The sequence below is a fragment of the Psychrobacter sp. JCM 18903 genome (genome assembly GCF_000586475.1).
Lineage (GTDB): Bacteria > Pseudomonadota > Gammaproteobacteria > Pseudomonadales > Moraxellaceae > Psychrobacter.
On the sequence record NZ_BAWJ01000016.1, the window covers coordinates 21,531 to 41,564 of the forward strand.

General features: G+C 41.7%; 17 protein-coding genes and 4 pseudogenes. 11 read left to right on the forward strand and 10 right to left on the reverse strand.

The window, feature by feature from the left end; all coding sequences use genetic code 11:
• Positions 1 to 79: 79 nt before the first annotated feature.
• The 4 genes and pseudogenes from TT12_RS11370 to sohB all read right to left on the reverse strand — a co-directional run bounded on the left by TT12_RS11370 (position 80) and on the right by sohB (position 4,804).
• Entirely contained in the window at positions 80 to 838 is a 759-nt protein-coding gene (locus TT12_RS11370) for a histidine phosphatase family protein (protein ID WP_045454940.1), read from the reverse strand.
• A 68-nt stretch (positions 839 to 906) separates the two neighbouring features.
• Positions 907 to 2,189: pseudogene (locus TT12_RS11375) on the reverse strand (phosphotransferase family protein).
• Positions 2,190 to 2,329: 140 nt separating this feature from the next.
• Positions 2,330 to 3,580 carry an acyl-CoA dehydrogenase family protein gene (locus tag TT12_RS11380; RefSeq protein WP_045455026.1) on the reverse strand — a complete coding sequence of 417 codons (1,251 nt, stop codon included), beginning with the start codon at positions 3,578 to 3,580 and terminating at the stop codon, positions 2,330 to 2,332.
• Positions 3,581 to 3,825: 245 nt separating this feature from the next.
• Positions 3,826 to 4,804: pseudogene (gene sohB, locus TT12_RS11385) on the reverse strand (protease SohB).
• A gap of 368 nt (positions 4,805 to 5,172) precedes the next feature.
• On the opposite strand from sohB, the gene aspS reads away from it, so the two are divergent.
• From aspS to TT12_RS15650, 5 genes and pseudogenes are all read left to right on the forward strand, one after another.
• Positions 5,173 to 6,999: an aspartate--tRNA ligase gene (aspS, locus tag TT12_RS11390; protein WP_045455030.1), complete on the forward strand. Its 1,827-nt coding sequence runs from the start codon at positions 5,173 to 5,175 to the stop codon at positions 6,997 to 6,999.
• Positions 7,000 to 7,065: 66 nt separating this feature from the next.
• Complete coding sequence (locus tag TT12_RS11395; protein WP_207804057.1) at positions 7,066 to 8,031, forward strand: lysophospholipid acyltransferase family protein; 966 nt, start codon at positions 7,066 to 7,068, stop codon at positions 8,029 to 8,031.
• A gap of 379 nt (positions 8,032 to 8,410) precedes the next feature.
• The gene (locus TT12_RS11400; RefSeq protein WP_372860760.1) at positions 8,411 to 9,127 is read left to right on the forward strand and encodes a glycosyltransferase; all 717 of its coding nucleotides are present in this window, start codon (positions 8,411 to 8,413) and stop codon (positions 9,125 to 9,127) included.
• Between the two features lie 2 nt (positions 9,128 to 9,129).
• On the forward strand, positions 9,130 to 9,999 hold the full coding sequence (locus TT12_RS11405; protein ID WP_045454946.1) for a WlaTC/HtrL family glycosyltransferase: 870 nt from the start codon (positions 9,130 to 9,132) through the stop codon (positions 9,997 to 9,999).
• A 46-nt stretch (positions 10,000 to 10,045) separates the two neighbouring features.
• Positions 10,046 to 10,701 (forward strand): annotated as a pseudogene (locus TT12_RS15650) (IS1595 family transposase).
• Positions 10,702 to 10,722: 21 nt separating this feature from the next.
• Here TT12_RS15650 and TT12_RS11415 read toward each other — a convergent pair.
• From TT12_RS11415 to glnE, 6 genes and pseudogenes are all read right to left on the reverse strand, one after another.
• Positions 10,723 to 11,700: a capsular polysaccharide synthesis protein gene (locus TT12_RS11415; protein ID WP_045454955.1), complete on the reverse strand. Its 978-nt coding sequence runs from the start codon at positions 11,698 to 11,700 to the stop codon at positions 10,723 to 10,725.
• Between the two features lie 3 nt (positions 11,701 to 11,703).
• Complete coding sequence (locus TT12_RS11420) at positions 11,704 to 12,666, reverse strand: glycosyltransferase family 2 protein (RefSeq protein WP_045454959.1); 963 nt, start codon at positions 12,664 to 12,666, stop codon at positions 11,704 to 11,706.
• Between the two features lie 27 nt (positions 12,667 to 12,693).
• On the reverse strand, positions 12,694 to 13,269 hold the full coding sequence (locus tag TT12_RS15655; RefSeq protein ID WP_279378887.1) for a glycosyltransferase family 4 protein: 576 nt from the start codon (positions 13,267 to 13,269) through the stop codon (positions 12,694 to 12,696).
• Complete coding sequence (locus TT12_RS15660) at positions 13,266 to 13,781, reverse strand: glycosyltransferase (RefSeq protein ID WP_207804059.1); 516 nt, start codon at positions 13,779 to 13,781, stop codon at positions 13,266 to 13,268. Before TT12_RS15660 ends, TT12_RS15655 begins: the two co-directional genes overlap by 4 nt.
• Positions 13,782 to 14,090: 309 nt before the next feature.
• Positions 14,091 to 15,020 carry a branched-chain amino acid transaminase gene (locus TT12_RS11430; RefSeq protein WP_045454963.1) on the reverse strand — a complete coding sequence of 310 codons (930 nt, stop codon included), beginning with the start codon at positions 15,018 to 15,020 and terminating at the stop codon, positions 14,091 to 14,093.
• 283 nt (positions 15,021 to 15,303) lie between these two features.
• Positions 15,304 to 18,169 (reverse strand): annotated as a pseudogene (gene glnE, locus TT12_RS11435) (bifunctional [glutamate--ammonia ligase]-adenylyl-L-tyrosine phosphorylase/[glutamate--ammonia-ligase] adenylyltransferase).
• A 216-nt stretch (positions 18,170 to 18,385) separates the two neighbouring features.
• Between glnE and TT12_RS19440 the strand changes: the two are divergent.
• The 6 genes from TT12_RS19440 (at position 18,386) to TT12_RS11455 (ending at position 20,022) form a co-directional block, all read left to right on the forward strand.
• Complete coding sequence (locus tag TT12_RS19440) at positions 18,386 to 18,595, forward strand: hypothetical protein (RefSeq protein ID WP_207804060.1); 210 nt, start codon at positions 18,386 to 18,388, stop codon at positions 18,593 to 18,595.
• Positions 18,592 to 18,801, forward strand: a complete 210-nt coding sequence (locus tag TT12_RS19445; RefSeq protein WP_502685182.1) for a DsrE family protein — start codon at positions 18,592 to 18,594, stop codon at positions 18,799 to 18,801. The genes TT12_RS19440 and TT12_RS19445 overlap by 4 nt, the downstream gene beginning before the upstream one ends.
• A gap of 71 nt (positions 18,802 to 18,872) precedes the next feature.
• Positions 18,873 to 19,196 (forward strand): hypothetical protein, encoded by a 324-nt coding sequence (locus tag TT12_RS11445; RefSeq protein ID WP_045454966.1) that lies wholly within the window; start codon positions 18,873 to 18,875, stop codon positions 19,194 to 19,196.
• Between the two features lie 114 nt (positions 19,197 to 19,310).
• Entirely contained in the window at positions 19,311 to 19,454 is a 144-nt protein-coding gene (locus tag TT12_RS17565) for a hypothetical protein (RefSeq protein WP_243443634.1), read from the forward strand.
• Entirely contained in the window at positions 19,451 to 19,669 is a 219-nt protein-coding gene (locus TT12_RS17570) for a hypothetical protein (protein WP_243443635.1), read from the forward strand. Before TT12_RS17565 ends, TT12_RS17570 begins: the two co-directional genes overlap by 4 nt.
• Positions 19,666 to 20,022: a TusE/DsrC/DsvC family sulfur relay protein gene (locus tag TT12_RS11455; RefSeq protein WP_227697699.1), complete on the forward strand. Its 357-nt coding sequence runs from the start codon at positions 19,666 to 19,668 to the stop codon at positions 20,020 to 20,022. Before TT12_RS17570 ends, TT12_RS11455 begins: the two co-directional genes overlap by 4 nt.
• The last annotated feature ends 12 nt before the right edge of the window (positions 20,023 to 20,034 follow it).

Here is a 20,034-nt window from a genome sequence, read left to right on the forward strand (position 1 = left end):
TTTAGAGCAGCCATTTTATCCTGATGTTAATCACGGCTTAATTATGACCTTGATATCTCACCGGCTATCACATGCTATGTTATCGCCACGTCACGAAGCGTTTGCCATCAGCAAATAAGTGACTGTATTCATTTAAAGACAATAGCCGTGTACTCTGCGCTTTTAAAGTAATAGACGTCACGCCCGTATTAACTAAGCTTTTATTAATTTGATACGCAGTCTGACTGCCTTGTTGTAATAACTGCGCGGTAATAGCCGAAATAATGCCGCCCGAAGTAAACACCAGCACCGTACTATCACGCTCTAAATTCAGATTGGCCACTTGCAAACGCACTTGCTCAAGCGCTTGTTTTGCCCGCTCATTAAATTGTGACCAGCTCTCAATATAATCACCGTCATTCCCACCTGCATGCCAGCGCTGCATTGCGGCATCAAACAACTCCGCTAAACGCGTAGATGGCACTTCTGCTTGCGCAATTTCAGCCGCAATAGCACCTTTACTCATGAAAGCAGGATTAGAATTTATAAACACGTCTTTATGATTAAATTCATCAAATTGTGGCAGTACATAGCTATCCGGCGCACTTATATCGATCGCAGGCTTACTAGAGATATTGCTATCGGTATCAACAAATGACTGATAACGCTGCCAAAAATGATGTGCAGAGTCTTGCTGCCTAACCAAACTACCAGTAAAAATCGCATCGATTCGACGCTGAGTCGTCGCGTAATGCTGACCTAGCATCTGCGCTTGAATACTGCCTAGCTCTGAAAGCTGATCATAATTTTCTTGTCCGAATGACGCTTGACCATGACGGGCCAAAAGTATGGTTGTCATAAAATATTGCCTTATTAATCGCACTCTTATAATTTTTAAAAGCCCTAGATTTTTAATTTTTAATTTGCTTACTCTTCAGCTTTAGGTGCGCTTTGTCCAAAATAGCTCTTTGGTAAGATACTTTTAATAACAGCCTGTATAGGACTTGGCAACTGCTCAATCATCGCAGCATCAACACCCATATCTTGCAAATGCGGCTGTACTCGGTTAGTAAACAAAATCTCACCTTCATATTGAGCAATCAGTTTAAGACATTTGGCATGTAATACGTGCACAATAATCCAGAAATTTTTAAAGGCTGGATTGGTCGTTTGTTTATGATAGTAGCGATAATAAATTTGCTGAACAATACCCGCTAGACGGAATAACCCAAACACTTCATAAAACGTCCAGTTGTCTATCTCTAGACCTGTCTGCTCAAGATAATAAGCAACCACCTCATTGCGAGTCATCATGCCTTTTAAATGGGTGGGCTGACGGCGTGACTGCTGCATAATGATATTGTCATCTTCTTCAATCCAATACGCCAATGCGCTGCCCAAATCCATCAAAGGATCGCCCAAGGTCGCCATTTCCCAGTCGAGTACGCCGATCACCTTGGTCGGATCTGCTGCATCCAAAATCACATTATCAAAGCGCCAATCGTTATGAATGAGGCAAGTCTTACTGTCAGCAGGCGTATGCTTACCGAGCCATTGACGTACTAAGCAAAACTTGGGACGTTAGGCGTTTTGGCTTTGACATAACGCTTGTCCCAACCTGCCACTTGGCGCTCACAGTACCCTTCGCCGCGACCTAAATTGACCAAATCAGGATGGTTTTTATAATCGACTTGATGCAGCTCAATCAAAGCATCGATGACATTGGTACATAACTCGCGTGTTTGCACTTCGTTTAAATCAACGCCTTTTGGCAAGTTAGCCCGCGGAATAATACCTTCCATTCGCTCCATGACATAAAAATCTGCGCCAATAACGTCTTCGTCAGTACACAGCGCGACCATTTTTGGTACATAGGGATAAGCATCTTTTAAAGCTTTTTGCACGGTATATTCGCGCACCATATCATGTGCCGATTTGGCTTTGGTGCCTTTTGGCGGACGGCGTAAAATCAAATCTTGGCCGTCACCTTCGCCTTCATATTGTAGCCGGTAAGTCCAGTTTGAAGCGCCACCTGAGAATTGGGTAACGGTTGGATCGCCCTCTACGTCAACGCCTTGCTCGCGTAGCCAGTCGCTGACCGCTTGCGCGTCAAGCTCTTCGCCCTCGCGCACTTCGCCGCCTTTATCTAAAACTTTATTAACGGTTTGATTGTCAGCATCAGTATGGTTGGCATGATGTTCAGTTGCCATAAGACATTCCTTATCGTGTGGTCGTTTATTTTTTACCAGTTATTTGTTGTTTATAAAAGCTTAAGAGTTAAAAATTCACTATCAAATCATCGATAGTGAATTTTTGGTCATATAATTTAAATGACAATGTAGCCGACTTTTTAAGATTTAGCAGGTTTAGATGGGCGGCTAAATCCTTGACGTTTTAATTCTAATTTGGCAATCATGGTTTTATGCACTTCATCAGGGCCATCGGCTAAACGTAGCGCGCGAGCTTGGGCAAAAAAAGCAGGCAACATCGTATCTTGACAAACACCCATGCCACCGTGAATTTGAATCGCCATATCAACCACTTCTTGCAAGACAGTCGGTGCAACGACTTTAATGGCAGAGATTTCAGTCAATGCCGCTTTGGTCCCCTTCGCGTCCATTTTTTGCGCCGCGTATAGTGTCAATAAACGCGCTTGGTCAATTTTGATACGGGCGTCAGCAATACGCTCAAAGTTACCGCCTAATTGTAGCAGAGGCTTACCAAACGCGGTACGCTGCATACCGCGCTTAACCGCGAGCTCAAGAGACTTTTCGGCAGCACCAATACAGCGCATGCAATGGTGAATACGACCTGGTCCTAGGCGACCTTGCGCAATCTCAAAGCCCATACCAGGTCCACCGATAAAGTTATCGACTGGCACACGCACATTATTAAAGCGGACTTCGCCATGACCGTGCGGCGCATCATAATCACCAAATACCTTTAACATACGCTCGATGTTAACGCCTGCGGTTTTTGCTGGCACCAATACCATCGAATGCTGATGATGACGGTCTTTATTCTCATCAGGCGTGTACGCCATGACTATCAAAATATCGACCGCAGGGTCACCAAGACCCGATGACCACCATTTGCTACCATTGATAATAATCTCATCGCCATCAACCACAGCTGTCGCTTGCATATTGGTCGCATCACTGGAGGCGACATCAGGCTCAGTCATACAAAATACCGAACGCGTTCTACCTTCTAAGATTGGCGTTAGCCATTTGTCTTGCTGCTCTTCAGAACCATAGCGCCATAAAAGCTCCATATTGCCGCTATCAGGGGCATTACAGTTAAACACATAAGGCGCTAATAAACTGCGACCAGTGAGCTCGGCAATCGGTGCATAATCGGTCACCGACAACCCTGCCCCTAGCGTGTCATCTGGCAAAAATAAATTCCATAGACCGGCTTCGCGTGCTTGTTTACGCAAACTCTCATACTTCTCTGGCCACTGCCAATTTTTCCAATTGCCGTCTGGGTTTTGCGCATGACAATCCGCCCAAAACTGTGCTTCTATTGGCTCAATATAGGTTTCGATAAATGCTTTGACTTTGGCGTGCATGGTTTGACCATGTTCGGTGGCGGTAAACATCAATGTATTTTCAGACATAGCTGGCATCCTTTTCCTTGCTGATGGTTAATGATTTTCATCACGTTTACATAAGACTTTTATAAAAAGCTCAATGCTAACTTTATAGTGTACGTGCGTATACTCTGTTCTGTATGCCACATTTATAACACAGCATTTATGAATAAACAGCAAAAAGGCGCGACCCGCTAGGACACGCCTTTTACAAAATACAAACAATGCATCTATTTAGAGTGGAAAACTGAAAATTACTTTAGGATATTTAAACGGCTATTAAAATCAAAACGTGCCAATGCATCTGGCAGCTTGTCAATCGCCATATTTACCGTTGCTTCGGCAGCTTGTGACAATCCTAGCTTCTCTGCGAGCGTTGGCTTTTGACGGGAATGCAGCGCATAGACTTCATTGTCTTCCATACGCTCTAAAATATAGCTGTCTGAGGTTTGTAGGCTATCAATTAATTTGAGTTTCAGCGCATCTTCGCCATACCAATGCTCGCCTGTTGCTACTTTTGCGACATCCAATGCTGGACGATAGTGTTCACGAAATGTTTGAATAACTCATGCGTTTGCTCAAGCTCTTCTTGGTACTTGGCACGGTCGTCAGCGTCATTTTCACCAAACATAGTGACAGTACGTTTATAGTCACCAGCGGTAAACATCTCATAATCGACGTCATGATTTTTTAGCCATTTATGAAAGTTTGGCAACTGTGATACCACACCGATTGAGCCAATAATGGCAAAGGCGCAGCCACTACGTTATCCGCCACACACGCCATCATATAACCACCACTGGCCGCGACTTTATCGACACAGACTGTTAGTTTTAAACCAGCCTCTTTTAGACGTGCCAATTGCGCTGCTGCCAAACCATAACCATGAACCAAGCCGCCACCTGATTCAAGACGTACCACGACTTCATCACCTTTATTTGCGCTGCTGATTAATGTGCTGATTTCTTCGCGTAAATGCTTGACTGCCGTGGCTTTGATATCACCGTCAAAGTCGAGAACGAAAACTTGTGATTTATTATCACTGTTTTTTTTCTTATTTTTGCTTTTTGCCTTCAATGCTTGCTTGGCTTTTTTAGCCATTACTTTTTTGAATTGCTTAAGCGCGGCTTTACCTTGAGTTGCCTCCATTAAGTCTTCACGGCGTTGTTCTTGGCTTTTATTTAGATGAACAACTTGTAGCTCAATAGGGTTCTTAGCAGGGTGAAAAAGCATGAGTAGCATTCCTTACATGATTAGAATAATTTTAATAAGATTTTATAAGTGAGCCTGATATGTGCACAGTGGCTGATATTTTCAAGCAATATGACAATATTTAACCCGATGCAAATGTTACTGAATAAATACGCCCATTACTGATACTTTCCTACGCTTTGATTGGACGCCACTGGTTGTATAACAAGGGCAGATTAGGCATAATATGCGTTTACACCAAATTTTCTGTAGCCAACGTGATGACCATTTGTCTTAATCGCGTTATTTGTGCGTTTTTAGCGGATAGCTTGAATCGTACAGCAATGGCTGCATTATTGTATTTCGAATTGGGCTGATAACTGGATAATTATATTATGACGCAAAGCACTATGACGCATAGCGAATATCGAGACGAATATTGCGGAGCCGTAACCGAAAGCTTCATCGATCAAACCATCAGTATCGTAGGCTGGGTGCATCGTCGTCGCGATCACGGTGGGGTGATTTTTTTAGACATGCGTGACCGCGCTGGTATCTTGCAGGTCGTCGTTGACCCTGATACACCAGAAGCCTTTGCAATGGCTGATGCGGTACGTCCTGAATATGTGCTAAAAATCACTGGTCGCGTACGTCAACGCTACGCGGGTACTGAAAACAATAATATGACCAGTGGTCAGATTGAGCTGTTGGGCAAAGAAATTGAAGTATTGGCGAAATCTGAAACACCGCCTTTCCCATTAAATGATGAGAAAACCACAGTATCAGAAGACTTGCGTTTAAAATACCGCTATCTTGATATGCGTCGTCCGCAAATGCAAGAGCGTATGGTTTTCCGTGCTAAAGCCACGTCAGCCATTCGTCGTTACTTAGATGACCATGGTTTCTTAGACGTTGAGACCCCTATCTTGACTCGTGCGACACCAGAAGGCGCGCGTGATTATCTTGTGCCATCACGCACACGCCCGGGTAACTTTTTCGCCTTACCACAATCACCACAACTATTTAAACAGTTATTGATGGTGTCAGGTTTTGATCGTTATTATCAAATCGCTAAATGTTTCCGTGACGAAGACTTACGTGCTGACCGTCAGCCTGAATTTACCCAAGTGGATATTGAGACTTCTTTCTTAAACGAAGAAGAAATCATGAACATCAACGAAGGTTTGATTAAGCATTTATTCAAAACCATGATGGATGTTGATTTTGAGCAATTCCCACGCATGACTTACGCAGAAGCGATGCGTGACTATGCCTCAGACAAGCCTGACTTACGTATTCCATTAAAACTCATCGACGTTGCTGATTTAATGAAAGACGTTGATTTTAAAGTATTTGCCGGTCCTGCTAACGATCCTAAAGGTCGCGTTGCTGCCCTACGAATTCCTGGTGGCGCGTCATTAAGCCGTAAGCAAATCGATGCTTATACCAAATTCGTTAGCATCTATGGTGCACGTGGTTTGGCGTATATCAAAGTTAACGATGCGAGCAATATCAACAACGGCGTTGACCAAGAATCTGGTCTTCAGTCTCCTATCATCAAAAATATGACCGATGACGTATTGGTCAGCTTGATTGAGCGTACTGGTGCAGAAAGCAACGATATTATATTCTTTGGTGCGGATAAAGCCAGTGTCGTCAATGACGCAATCGGCGCACTACGTCAAAAAATTGGTCTAGACCTTGAGATGACTACTTGTCAGTGGGCGCCACTTTGGGTCACTGATTTCCCAATGTTTGAGCAAACGGATGATGGTCGTTGGACGTCAATGCATCACCCGTTTACTAAACCTAAAGGTTCTGTTGATGAATTGAAAAACAACCCAGAATCTGCCCTTTCTATCGCTTATGATATGGTACTAAATGGTACAGAAGTTGGCGGTGGTAGCTTACGTATCAATACCTATGATATGCAGCAAGCCGTACTTGAAGCGTTAGGTATCGGCGAGCAAGAAGCTGAAGATAAGTTTGGCTTCTTACTTGACGCCTTAAAATTCGGTGCGCCGCCGCATGGTGGCTTGGCCTTTGGTTTAGATCGCTTAATTATGCTCATGGTAGGCGCAGACTCTATCCGTGATGTTATCGCTTTCCCGAAAACCAAAACTGCTGAGTGCCCACTAACTCAAGCACCTGCTGAAGTTGATAGCAAGCAGCTACGTGATCTTGGTATCCGTGTGCGCGAAAAAGCACAGGCTGACACCAACAAACCTGCGCAATAAATGGTCTAACGATGTCCGGATATTTTTTCAGTACTTATTACGTGATTCATCACCGTGTGAATGGTTATGAATCCGTATCACATTTTTAAAATCGTGCCATTGTCTGTCTTGCAGATACTGGCACGTTTTGTTGCGTGGGTGATTATCAAGATACCCAATTTTAGTATCATGCGTACAGTCAGTATCAATTTGGCGTTAATTGCGCCTAAGCTGACTGATGTGCAAAAACAAGTGTTAACCAAAGAGATTATTTATCACCAGTGTTTGACCAGTATTGAATCGATTAAAAGCTGGGCCATGCCACCTGAGTGGAGTATCGCTCAGATTCGCGACGTTCATAATAAAGACATTTTATTAGAAGGACTTGCGAGTGCCAACGGCATGCTCGCTATCGTGCCGCATCTCGGTACATGGGAGATGATGAACGCTTGGCTCAATCAATTTGGTTCCCCAACCATTATGTACAAACCTGTCAAAGGTGACATTACCAACAACTTTGTGCTGCAAGGGCGTTCAAGGCTTAATGCGACCTTAGTACCAACCGATGGTAGCGGTGTCAAAGCCATATTTAAAACCCTCAAACAAGGTGGCTTTAGTATCGTCTTACCCGATCATGTTCCTGATCCTTCGGGCGGCGTGGTTGTGCCCTTTTTTGGTATTAAAACGCTAACCAGTACTCTTGCTTCTAAACTTGCTAGTAAAACCAGATGTGCGTTGGTCGGCTTATCTTGTATTCGCCGTGACGATGGTCGTGGATTTGACATTTATTGTTATAAGCTCGATGATCCAGCACTTTATGATCGTCATGCCGAGACCGCCGCTTATGCACTTAACCAAGCCATGCAACAGATGATTGAAGAAAAATGCAGTCACTATATGTGGGGCTATCGACGTTTCAAACACATTCCCACATTAGGGAATCCTTACAACGTTGATGAAAAAACTTTGGCCAATTCATTCGTGATAACAAGCGGGCTGATCAAAACGTTCATGATACAATCACGCGCGCTGGCCATGAACAATGAACAATGAACAATGACCTTACAATTAGCCAAACGTTTAGAGATATCGTGAATCATAGCTGTGATAATATCGGCTTACTTTTGTACCTTTGAACGTTACTAGGCGTGTCCTCAGTTCAATCGATCGTCTTATAAATGGATTAGAGATGACTAAATTTTGCCAAATAGCGTCAAATAGTCAGTCAATAGCTCAATATTGTCTGCGCTACTTTCTTGTTTGGCGACAATTTATCTCATTTTTATCACCATGTTAAAAATGAGAACACGCCCTAAATATTTTTTATTTATATTAATATGAGTGCATTATGGCAACTGACATAACCAATACTTCATCGGCAGACTACACGCATGCACGCAGCAGCACTGCTGAGCAGCGTTATGTTATCTGTATGAAATGGGGTGACAAATACGGCGCTGAGTACGTCAACCGTCTTTATAATATGGTCAGTCGCCATTTGACCTTAGACTTTCAAATGATCTGCCTCACTGATGATAGCAGCGGTATCGACCCTGCTGTGACTTGCCATCCTATTCCAGAGATGGATTTGCCTGCTGGACCTGAGCGTGGTTGGAAAAAACTCACGACTTTCAAACCTGAACTATATGGTCTCAAGGGTGTGGCTTTATTTTTAGATATCGACATTGTTATTGTTGATAACATAGACGCCTTTTTTACCTATCAAGCTCAGCACAAAGACAGCGTGGTGATTATCCGTGATTGGAAAAAACCGTGGCGAATGATTGGTAATAGCTCTGTTTATCGTTTCAATATTGGCATGAACACCTACCCTGATTTGCTCGCAAACTTTGAGCGTAACTTTGCCACCATTCGTACCCAAGTGCGCCATGAGCAGGCTTATCTGTCTAACTATTTACGTGAGCATCATCATTTAGAGTATTGGGATAAAACATGGTGTGTCAGCTTCAAGTACCAATGCATCGCCCCTATTCCCTTTAACTTTGTGCGTGCACCTACTCTGCCGGATGGCGCAAAGATTGTCATCTTTCATGGTGAGATTAATCCGCCAGATGCCATCAATGGTAGCGGCGGCAAGTGGTATCGTCATGTTAAGCCAAGCCCTTGGCTAAAAGATTATTGGCGGTAGTAATGGATAATTCAATATCAACAACTGAAAAGTCAATCACAATTGTTACTGCCTATTTTGATATTGGTAGAGGTGATTGGTCCACTGAAAAAGGACACCCTTCTCATCTACTTAGGGATAATCAAACATACCTATCATATTTTGAGAACTTAGCAAAACTCGATAATGAAATGGTTGTATTTACCTTTGAGGAAATGAAGCCTTATATCAGAAAATTAAGAGGTAACAAACCAACCAAGATCATCATTATTGATTTAGAAAAAAAGTTTAGAAACTTACTAGATGAAATTAAATCGATAATTAACAGCAATAATTTCAAGAGTAAAATACCCGATAAACACAAGCTCAACCCTGAGTATTGGTCTGAAAAGTATGTCCTAGTAACTAATCTAAAAACTTACTTTGTAAACAAAGCTATTGAAGATTTTAACTTGTCTAATGATCTGGTTGCTTGGGTAGACTTCGGATATTGTAGAGATAATACTACTCTGCTAGGTATTAATAATTGGTACTACCCTTTTGATGACTTACATGTTCATTTTTTCACATTAACAAAAGACAAGTTTTTTTTATTTTTTAACAATCCCAACTTCCCTCATACAAAAAACAAAGTTTTATCTGCTATTTTAAATAATAGAGCAGTTATCATAGGTGGCGTAACAGTAGCTAATCAAAATATTTGGAGAGAGTTCTTTAATGTTGTAAAAAATTGTCAAGAAGAATTATTTCAAAAAAACATTGTGGACGATGATCAAGGTGTTTATTTAATGTGTCATCTTAAGCAACCCAATCTATTTAAATTTCACTATCTTGGTAGAAATAGCAATGGTGAGCAAAATTGGTTTGGAACCATGCAAAAATTTCATGCTTAATTTATTTAGAGGCTGTAGTAGATAAGCACTATGCTAGACTACTTTTATGAAGATAACCCGTTGTAAACTAAGTAAAAAAGTACAGCGAAGGCTCTTAGAGTTTTCACGGCTGAAGTGACTGCAAGAACAGCCGCAGATTTGCTCGACATTCAACCTAACACTGCGGCACTTTTTTATCATAAAATAAGACTTGTGATAGATTACCATCTCTCATTAGAAGCTGATGAGCTCTTTTAGGTGTAAGTCAAATTAGATGAAAGTTACTTTGGCGGCGTACGTAAAGGCAAAAGAGGTCGCGGGGCTGCTGGTAAGACAGCTGTATTTGGTATTCTAAAACGAAATGGTAAGGTTTATACCATTGTCGTAGCAGACACCAAACAGACGACTCTAATGCCTGTCATCAAACGTAAAATCAAGCCTGACAGCTTTGTTTATACTGATAGTTATCGAAGTTACAATGCGTTAGATGTGAGCGAGTTTAAACATTTCAGAGTCAATCACTCTAAAGAGTTTACTTGCGGTAAAAACAATCACATCAATGGCATTGAGAACTTTTGGAATCAGTCTAAAAGAACACTCAGAAAATATAATGGGATCGATAAGAAGAACTTCCATTTATTTTTAAAAGAGTGCGAGTTTAGATTCAACTATGGATCACCGTCTACTCAGCTTAAAACGCTGAGAAAATGGTGTGATATTTAATCCTTATCTACTACAGCCCCTTTATTTATATATATATCTATTTTTTAGATAGCCATAATAGGTTTGTTTTTCGAAATACTCTTCCTTGAAAGCCTCATGAATAGTCAACTTATGAATACTAGCTTGTGAAACTATTTTTTTGTATTCGTCTTCATTAAATTGCTTTTTTATCTCAGATTGTAATAAATGTGGAAAAGTATCATCAATAACAGGAAATTCAAAATCTATAATTTTTGACTCCTTTAATTCATTAATCATTACTTGAAAGAAAAAGTAATACTCAATTTTACTTTCATTTTCCCAATAATAAAGCAGCAAGTCAACCAAGGTCTTTGTAATCATTGAGTTTGGCTTAGAAAACATAATACTACTAAGATGTTTTACTTTAAATTCATCTCTCCAATTAAAGTAAAAATGTGTATCATTTGTACCCCAATTTTTATTAAGAGAGTTAGGATCACGGCTATACATAAAAAAATTACAGTTTGCATATTCCTTGGGTAGCCTATCTGTTAATAAAACGGAAGCATCTAGCCAAACCCCACCATAGATTGACAACAATGCAACACGCAGCAAATCAGAAAAGAATACTGGTCTAAAAACTCCATTTTTACGTTTTTCATCAACAAACTCTGGAAGCTTTATATATTCATTTATGTTTTCATCAGTAATTCTGATAACCTGATAATCGTGAGCATGACTGTCTACTGAAGAAAAACATATTTCCACCATTTCCGGTAAATTTTCTAATCCCTGTCCCCAATATTGCCAAATAATTTTTTTGCCTACCAGTTCTTTTTTGATTGGTGGAGTATCATACTTTTCTATTTTTTTGTCAGCGTATTGATCAAAAACCATCCTCCAGTAAGAGGCTACTTTTTCTTGCTTAATTTTATCATCATACTGATAATTCCAGCGCTTCCTTACATTTCTAGGCACTAGGCCATTATAGAAAACCTTAAAGGGCTTATTACGGATAACGTTAAAGATCTTTTGCATGGTCTACATACCTTTCAGAATTTTGTCTAATTTGGAACGTTTAATATTCAGAGTTATTCTTTGATGTATTCGCAGCTCTTTATTAGCAACAAGATAAAGCTCTGAGAAGTACTTATTGTATTGAGCATAGGTGTCTTTTAACAAATCTTCCTGATGGTTTTTAGCGATTTTATTTAACAGCCCTATATAACGTTTATATACTTTATACAGCAAATAATGATAGCCATCTTTTTCACTATCTCTCTGATAGTTTTCAACGCGATAAGTGAAAGCATATAAATAATCATCTACGTATTTTTTGTCGATATTCTTTAAAATAGACCCTTCACGCTCACGATACTTTATTACAGGCTGTTTTAAATAGCTATATTGAAAACTCTTTAATGAGATATCAGTCATATACAAAATATCTTCAAAATTCAATCCTTCTTTAAACCTTATGTCTTGTATTATCTGTCTTCTAAAAACCTTATTCCAAACATGATTACTATTATTTTCAATAATATTATCTAAGAAGCTATTTCTCTTATTGATATAATTTTTATTAGACGTGCCTATAAACCCTTTTTTATTTACCTCTTTTTTTCCTCGTAATGATACATAATCGGCACATAGCACATCCGAGTTCAATTTTTCTATTTGAGACATGACAGATTTATAAGCACCTTCGTACATAACATCATCAGAGTCAATAAACCAGATATACTCTGTTTGGCCCATATCGAAAAGCGCATTGCGTGTGTCTGACAAACCTCTATTATAAGGCGCATCGAAGATTTGCACTTGAGGGTAATTTTCAAAACGCTTGATAATAGCTGCACTATTATCTGTCGAAGCATCGTTCATTATTAAAATAGATGCTCTAGTATCGATTTGAGTGAGTATTGATTCTATACACTCTTCTACATAATCCGCTACATTATAAACAGGTATTAAAATACCAATTGTTAGATCTTCTTTATTCATACAACACTCACATTAAAAACTTTATAATTAACAGCTTGTTAATAAATTCTGAAATAATTGATAATACGCTTGAGTGACCTGTTTTTTATCATAATGAACTAAAACTTTCTCTCTAGCTGCCGTTGCTAGTGCTTGGTAGTTTGATGGATTAGATAGTACAGTCGCGATGATATTCGCCAGCTCTGTTGCTGCCCCGACTGGGAACAAGAAGCCATCCTTGTTGTCTTCAATCAACTCCTTTACTCCCATTGCAGTACTTCCCATAACGACACAGCCACTTGCCATCGCTTCTAGCACCGCTAGGTTCAGCCCTTCAAAACGGCTCGACATGATAAATACTTTATGTTGTAGCAATAGCTTTTCAACTTCGCTACTGTACTCTATAAAGGTCACTTGTTCATGCAGCTCATAGCGAGCAACCAAATCATGTACTTCTCTTTGGTAACGCTTGCGCCCACTACCAACTAAGGTAAGAGTGGGATTGATGCCTTTTTGCTTTAAATGATTCAGTGCTTCAATTAAAGTAACGTGATCCTTACTTTTAGCATATCTTCCCACCATAATCAGATCATGCGACCTTTCATTAACAGGTGCAAGATTCACACCGCCAAATCGAGTGGTATCAATACCATTTGGGATGGCTTGAATGGGTGCGTGAAGACCCTGCTCAGATAAGACTTGGCTACGCCTTCAGAGACAGCCACAATTCTAGCAGTTGATTTACTTAGTTTACGCGTTTGGTATATCTTCCAAGGTGTATAGCGCTCTTTAGAGTTGTGTTCCACTTGTACCAAGCAAGGTACTTGTGCCAATAGCCCTGCCCGTCTTCCCAGTAAATGCTCAGGAAACCCATGCGCAACCAATATATCAGGTCGCCATTGCGCACATAGTTTTTTTAATTCGTGAAGGGTCGCAAGATGGTTAGTACCTGTGACAACCTTGTAATCGATATCTTTACCTTCAAGTTCAGCAAGCTTTTCTGGTACGGTCGTTTTTTTGCGACGCAGTACTAACAGGTTTTCAGTCGATTCTATTTGATTGTGTGCCTCAACCAAATCAATAGCAACTTTCGTGGCTCCTGAAAAGCCACCAGTGACAAAATGTAAGACTCTCAACGGCTTCTCCATTAATCTATTCAAAGTAAATCCAGACTTAGCTAAAAATAATGTTTTGTGACGCTCTCAATTTGAACGCACCTGCTTTAAGAATCGATATGCTAAGCAGCCGTGTTTGTAGATGGACACCATAGCTAGATATAGCTTGAAACTAAGCGACGTTATGATACCGCATCCATAAATTATGTGCGAGCGTATAGTTATAGTGTATGAACTTTACTTTAGAATACCGATTAATACCACTCAACAAAAAAGCTAAGACTTAAAACAGTCTTAGCTTTTTTATCTCATACAACATAATTCTAAATATTAATCAATAAAATTTAACCAATCCATATATTGCTCATTGCGACCATGTACTACATCAAAGTACAAGGTTTGTAGCTGCTCAGTCAAAGGTCCACGTCCACCATTGCCGATAGTACGGTCATCATATTCACGAATAGGTGTGACTTCAGCCGCCGTACCCGTCATGAATATCTCATCCGCCAAATAAAACTCATCACGAGTGATACGGCGTTCAACGACTTTGATGCCTAGATCATCGGCAAATTGAATGATAGTACGACGCGTGATTCCGTCAAGTGCACCGCCCGCTAAATCTGGTGTATGCAATACACCATCTTTTACTAAGAATAAGTTTTCGCCTGCACCTTGGCAAACGTAACCCTGCGGATCCATCAAGATAGCTTCGTCATAACCATTACGAGTGACTTCTTGGTTTGCCATGATGGACACTGGATAGTTGCTCGAGGCTTTTGCCTTACACATGGTCACATTGGTCATATGATGAGTAAATGAAGAGGTTTTTACACGGATGCCGTTCTTGATACCCTCTTCACCCAGATAAGCGCCCCAATGCCAAGCAGCAACCATCGCATTGATACTATTATCACGTGACGATAAACCAAGCTTTTCTGCACCGACCCAAATGAGCGGACGAATATAGGCTTCTGCCAAGTTGTTTTGCTTGACCACATCTTTGTGCGCCTGCTCCAGAGTCGCTGCATCAAACGGTACATTCATTTGAAAGATTTTTGCAGAGCCTAACAGACGCTCTGTGTGTTCTTTCAGACGAAAAATAGCGGTGCGATTGTCAGCCGTCTGATACGCGCGCACGCCTTCAAACACCGCCATGCCATAATGCAAGCTATGTGTGAGCACATGGACTTTGGCATCTGGCTGTTCAATCATTGTGCCATTCATCCAAAGCTTACCATCTTGTGTTGCCATATTCATTTTATAATCCTTATGTTAGCACTAACGGCTATTTTTTTAGGTATAGTCGACGCACGTATAAATGCTTCGACTAGAGGTTTTGTTTAATCGTATTTATCAACATCATATGATAACACCGCAGCGTCAAATTTTATTGCTAAAATATAGTGTTATCCTTACTAAGAAATAACCAACAACTGACAGCTTTATCGTAATGTGTCGCCGATTATATCACTGGCGGTGCTAGCAAATGAAATCTTTTAGTTTGAGTATCACAGGCTATTATTTATAAGCAAAAACCTTCTTAAGAATTGGGCGAATCGCCATCGGACAAATTAACACCCATCAAATGTTGCCATTGCGCTTGTACTAATGCTCGTGTTTCTTTCCACAGTGACTCATCAACCAATAGCGATTGCTCTGATAGTGCCAATTGATGAGTAGCAGCACGAATTCTGAGGTAGGCATCCGTTAAATCTTGGCAGACTTGCTCCTCCCAAATACCCAGTGATGCCACTTCTTCGAAAATACGAACGTTGTCGCTCCATTTGGTCAGGCTTGGATGCTCATGCGAATAAGCCAATACTGCAAATTGCGCTAAGAACTCAATGTCGATGATCCCGCCTGCATCTTGTTTAAGATGAAACTTACCTGCTTGTTGTTGCCATTGACTGGTGCCCAGATGTTTTTGCATCTTAATACGCATACTGGTGACCTCTGTACGCACCTGCTCTATCGTGCGCGGTAATGATAATACGTCTCGGCGAATATCACAAAAGCGTGCCGTCACTCGTTTGTCACCGCAAATCGCTCGCGCCCGTACCAAGCTTGATGCTCCCACGACCATGCCTTTTCTAGCTGATAGGTTTCAAAAGCATGATAAGACACCACCATCATGCCAGCATTACCTGAAGGACGCAGACGCATATCAATCTCATAAGCGCGGCCATCTCGAGTTTGGGTGTTGAGATAGTTCATCAGCTTTTGTACCAAACGGGCAGCAAACTTCATACCGCTGACTGATTTTTCACCCGTGGTCATGCCCTGCTCTTTTATCTTATGCAAAAACACCAGATCCAAATCTGAAGAATAAGACAGCTCTAGCCCGCCAAGCTTGCCATAACCAATGATGGCAAAACCGCAGTCCGCCTCGGTCACTGGATCGCCATCTTGACCAATAGGATAGCCGTAGCGTTTGACAATTTCTGCAAAAGCCCGTTCTAATGCGGCTTCTAGTACCACCGCTGCAATATACGTAAGAGAATCCGACACCTTCATAATCGGACGCTCAGCCAATACATCACTGGCGGCAACCGCCAACACTTGGTTCTTCTTAAATAGTCTTAATACGCTGAGCAGCTCTTCTTCGTCATTAGGCTCTACGCGCAATAGCTGTTGACGCAAAATATCGCGCAACTCTGGCTTGTCCGGCAAGTGGCGATAGCGCTGCTGTAAAAAAGTATCTAAGAGCACAGGGTAATGTGCCAACTCTTTGGCAATCCAAGGACTGGCCGACAGCATGGGTATCAGCTCAATCGTTGCATTGGGATTTTCTGCAATCATCACCAAATAGATAGAGCGACGACAAATCGCTTCGAGCAATGTAATGAGACGCGGCAAAGCGGTATTGGCCAATTGCTGCTGCTCTTGATGAGCGAGTAACGCATGGATAATCACAGGATAAGCGTCATCCAACCGCTCGCGAGCCTCATCACTTAAGTTAGCAACCATCTTTGATTGCCAAAAATCTTGTAATAGCACTCGGTTTTCTGCCGTTAGCACATCATTCAATCGTGCAATCTGTTCATCAAGATGTTCGGGCTCAAGATCTGTGTCTTCATGATCCGGTACCTGACGTTCGGTCACCATACGCTCAAAGGGAACATTGACGTTGTCTCGGTGGTGGTTAAGGGTATCTAACAGTGCGTTCCAATCGTCAAACCCAAGGGTAACTGCCAAGTTATGCTGCCACTGCGATCATGTGGCAGGCGCTGAGTCTGTTGATCATTAATCGCTTGAATGGCGTGTTCAAGCCGACGTAAAAAACGATACGCGGCTTGGAGCTCTTGATAAGTAGTCCTCTCTAGATACTCAAGCTTATGTAATACCTGCATTGCTTGTAAACAAGATTTCACCTGTAATTGAGGATGCCTGCCACCATAAATCAACTGAAAGGCCTGCACAATAAACTCAATGTCTCTGATACCACCAGCACCCAGCTTGATGTTATCCAAATCCTCCCGCTGAGCGACTTGGTTTTGAATAAGCGATTTCATCTCCCTGAGCGCTGAAAAAGCACTATAATCCACGTAATAACGGAAAACAAAGGGCTTGATGAGCGCTTGTATCTCATCATAAAACGGCTGTTCTAGCTGCCCTACTACTCGCGCTTTTAGCCATGCAAAACGCTCCCATGCACGTCCATGCTGAGAGAAGTACTTCTGCAATGCGGATAAATGAATGGCCAAATCACTACCGTCACCCCAAGGGCGCAGACGCATATCGACCCGAAAGACAAAGCCATCAGCCGTCTTTTGATCCAGTAATTTAATAATACCTTGACCAAGCCTTGTCATAAACCGCTTATTATCTATGCTGCGCGTGCCTTTTGATTTATCACCGCTGGTTACACCGCGAGCCTGATGAACAAAGATAAGATCGATATCACTCGATAGGTTCAGCTCATGAGCGCCAAGCTTACCCATCGCCATAATCGCCATGTCATCAATTTGCACGTTACCTTTAGCATTGATAAAAGTCGGTTCGCCGTACTGTTTAATCAAATGCTGGTAGGTATAATCTTTGGCAAATGAGATACAGCCGTCTGCAAACTCAGACAGCTCGTCGGTCAATTGCTCAAGTGCTATCAGTTGTAAGGCATCTTGCCAAATCCAGCGCATCATCAGCAGTGTACGTAGATGACGCAGGCCACTCATCACCTTCACTTCATCAGCAAGTTGGTAATTATCATCTAACGTATAATCTTGAATCAAATCATCGATTTGCTGCCGAGTTAAGGTTTGATCTAACGGGTAGCTACGTAAAAACGTTTGGCATGAAACCGTTCGACTCTCCCAAATCTGATAAGCGAACTCGCTTGCCGTCTGCAATATTTGCAGCTGTTCGGCTGTATACTGACAATCTGTACCATGGGTCGCACGTGAAGGCATAGCGGACATAACTCCTTGCATAGAGTGATAAGACTACGTGAACTTAGCGCATAAGTTTATCGTTTTTTCTTACGAAGCAGTCACAGCATCAACTAATGATACGCAATATGTCAGTATTTAATATAAAACTACGTTTAATGACAGTGACCCTATTTGCTTTTGAGCGCTTTATGGTAGCATAAACAACTTTAGCGCAGATGATTGAAAAGAGCTCTTATGACAACCATGACCCCATTGCTTCTGATTACTGCTGATCCTAGCCACCCACTTGCCCATTTAGCGCTACGTTATGCACGCGCTTATCTCAAAAATGCCGCCAATAATAAAGATACCAATGATAATGTCACCTTAAACGTGTTTTTTTATGGCGATGCGGCGCATACGGCCAATGGTTTACGCTGCAGTCGGCGGATCAAATTAATTTGACCAAAGAGTGGCAAACGCTCGCTGAGCAGTTCCAGTTAGCGCTGCCTGTCTGTGTCAGTACTGCACTCAGTCGCGGCATTAGCGACACGGATAACAGCAAACGCCATCAACTTAATGGTGACAACCTTGCCACCGGCTTTTCACTGGTCGGACTGAGTGAGCTTGCGATGATGATGCAAGGCGACTGTCGTTTGATGCAGTTTTGATGACTTGCCGTGTAGACAAATTATATTTTATGATAATAGTTGTCAGCGACCAATTAAATTAGGAATTAACCATGAAATTATTAATTCAGCTGCTCACGCCGACTGAAATGGCGAGTTATGAAGGCTGTGCGCTTGCATTAACGCTAGCGACCTTTGGTCATGAAGTACAGCTGTATTTGGATGCGCCTGTTTTTGGCTTGTTGATGCAGCCTGCGTCGCGTTTGCATGGCATGATTCAGTCGCTTGAGCTATATGACATGCCAGCCGCTTGGCTACCTGACGATGTCTTTAGCGGGTGGGTCACAGGTATGCTGCCTATTGATTTGGCTTCACAATTGACATTGATACCTGAAGTGGTGAACGCTTCAGATTTTGAGCAAATACTACGCTTTTAACCTCGCAATTTTATTTGTAATACTTTAAATACTAGGGCGTGTCCTCATTTTAAAAATAAAGATGAGAATGAGGACACGCCTTATCCTAAATCTAGCAACGAATCGGACACTGTTATGGCAACTTTATATCAAATACACAGCACAATGGATACGCTCAGGCGCAGTGTCGATGAGATGTCACGGACATGGCGCACCGGTGACAGTATTCTCTTGCTCGGTAGCACCGTGGCTTTTATCAGTTGGCTTGATGCTATTTGAGTGACAGTGAAATACAAGGCATCGCAAATATTTATGCCTTAGCCGATGATGTGGCGCAGCTGAGTACCAATACCAGTGCGAAGCTCAATCTAGAGACCAAGTTGAGTGGGCTGTTAACCGATGAAGAATGGGTCAATCTAACTCAGAGTACCAATTTTAGTAATACCAATGCTAATAATGCGGGGCTTGATAAAGTAGTGACCATCGCCCTATGAATAACGATAATACGATTAATCACGATATAACAGCGGCAATCAACGTTGAATTGGATCAAGACGGTCATTTATGTGACCATAATATCTGGACCCCTGATATCGCTCAGCAATTGGCCGACACTCTAGAGGTGCATCTAGAAACTGAGCATTTACAAATTTTACAACAGGTACGGGCATTTTTTACTCAGTTTAATCACGCACCAGCCACGCGCCCACTGATTAAATGGTTACAGAAAACCTTGCCAGAGCATGATATCAGCAATCAGAAACTACAGCAGTTATTCAACACTGGCTTGGTTGCCCGCCATGTCAATCGCCTTGCCGGTCTGCCCAAACCACCCAACTGTTTATAAGATATATGGCAT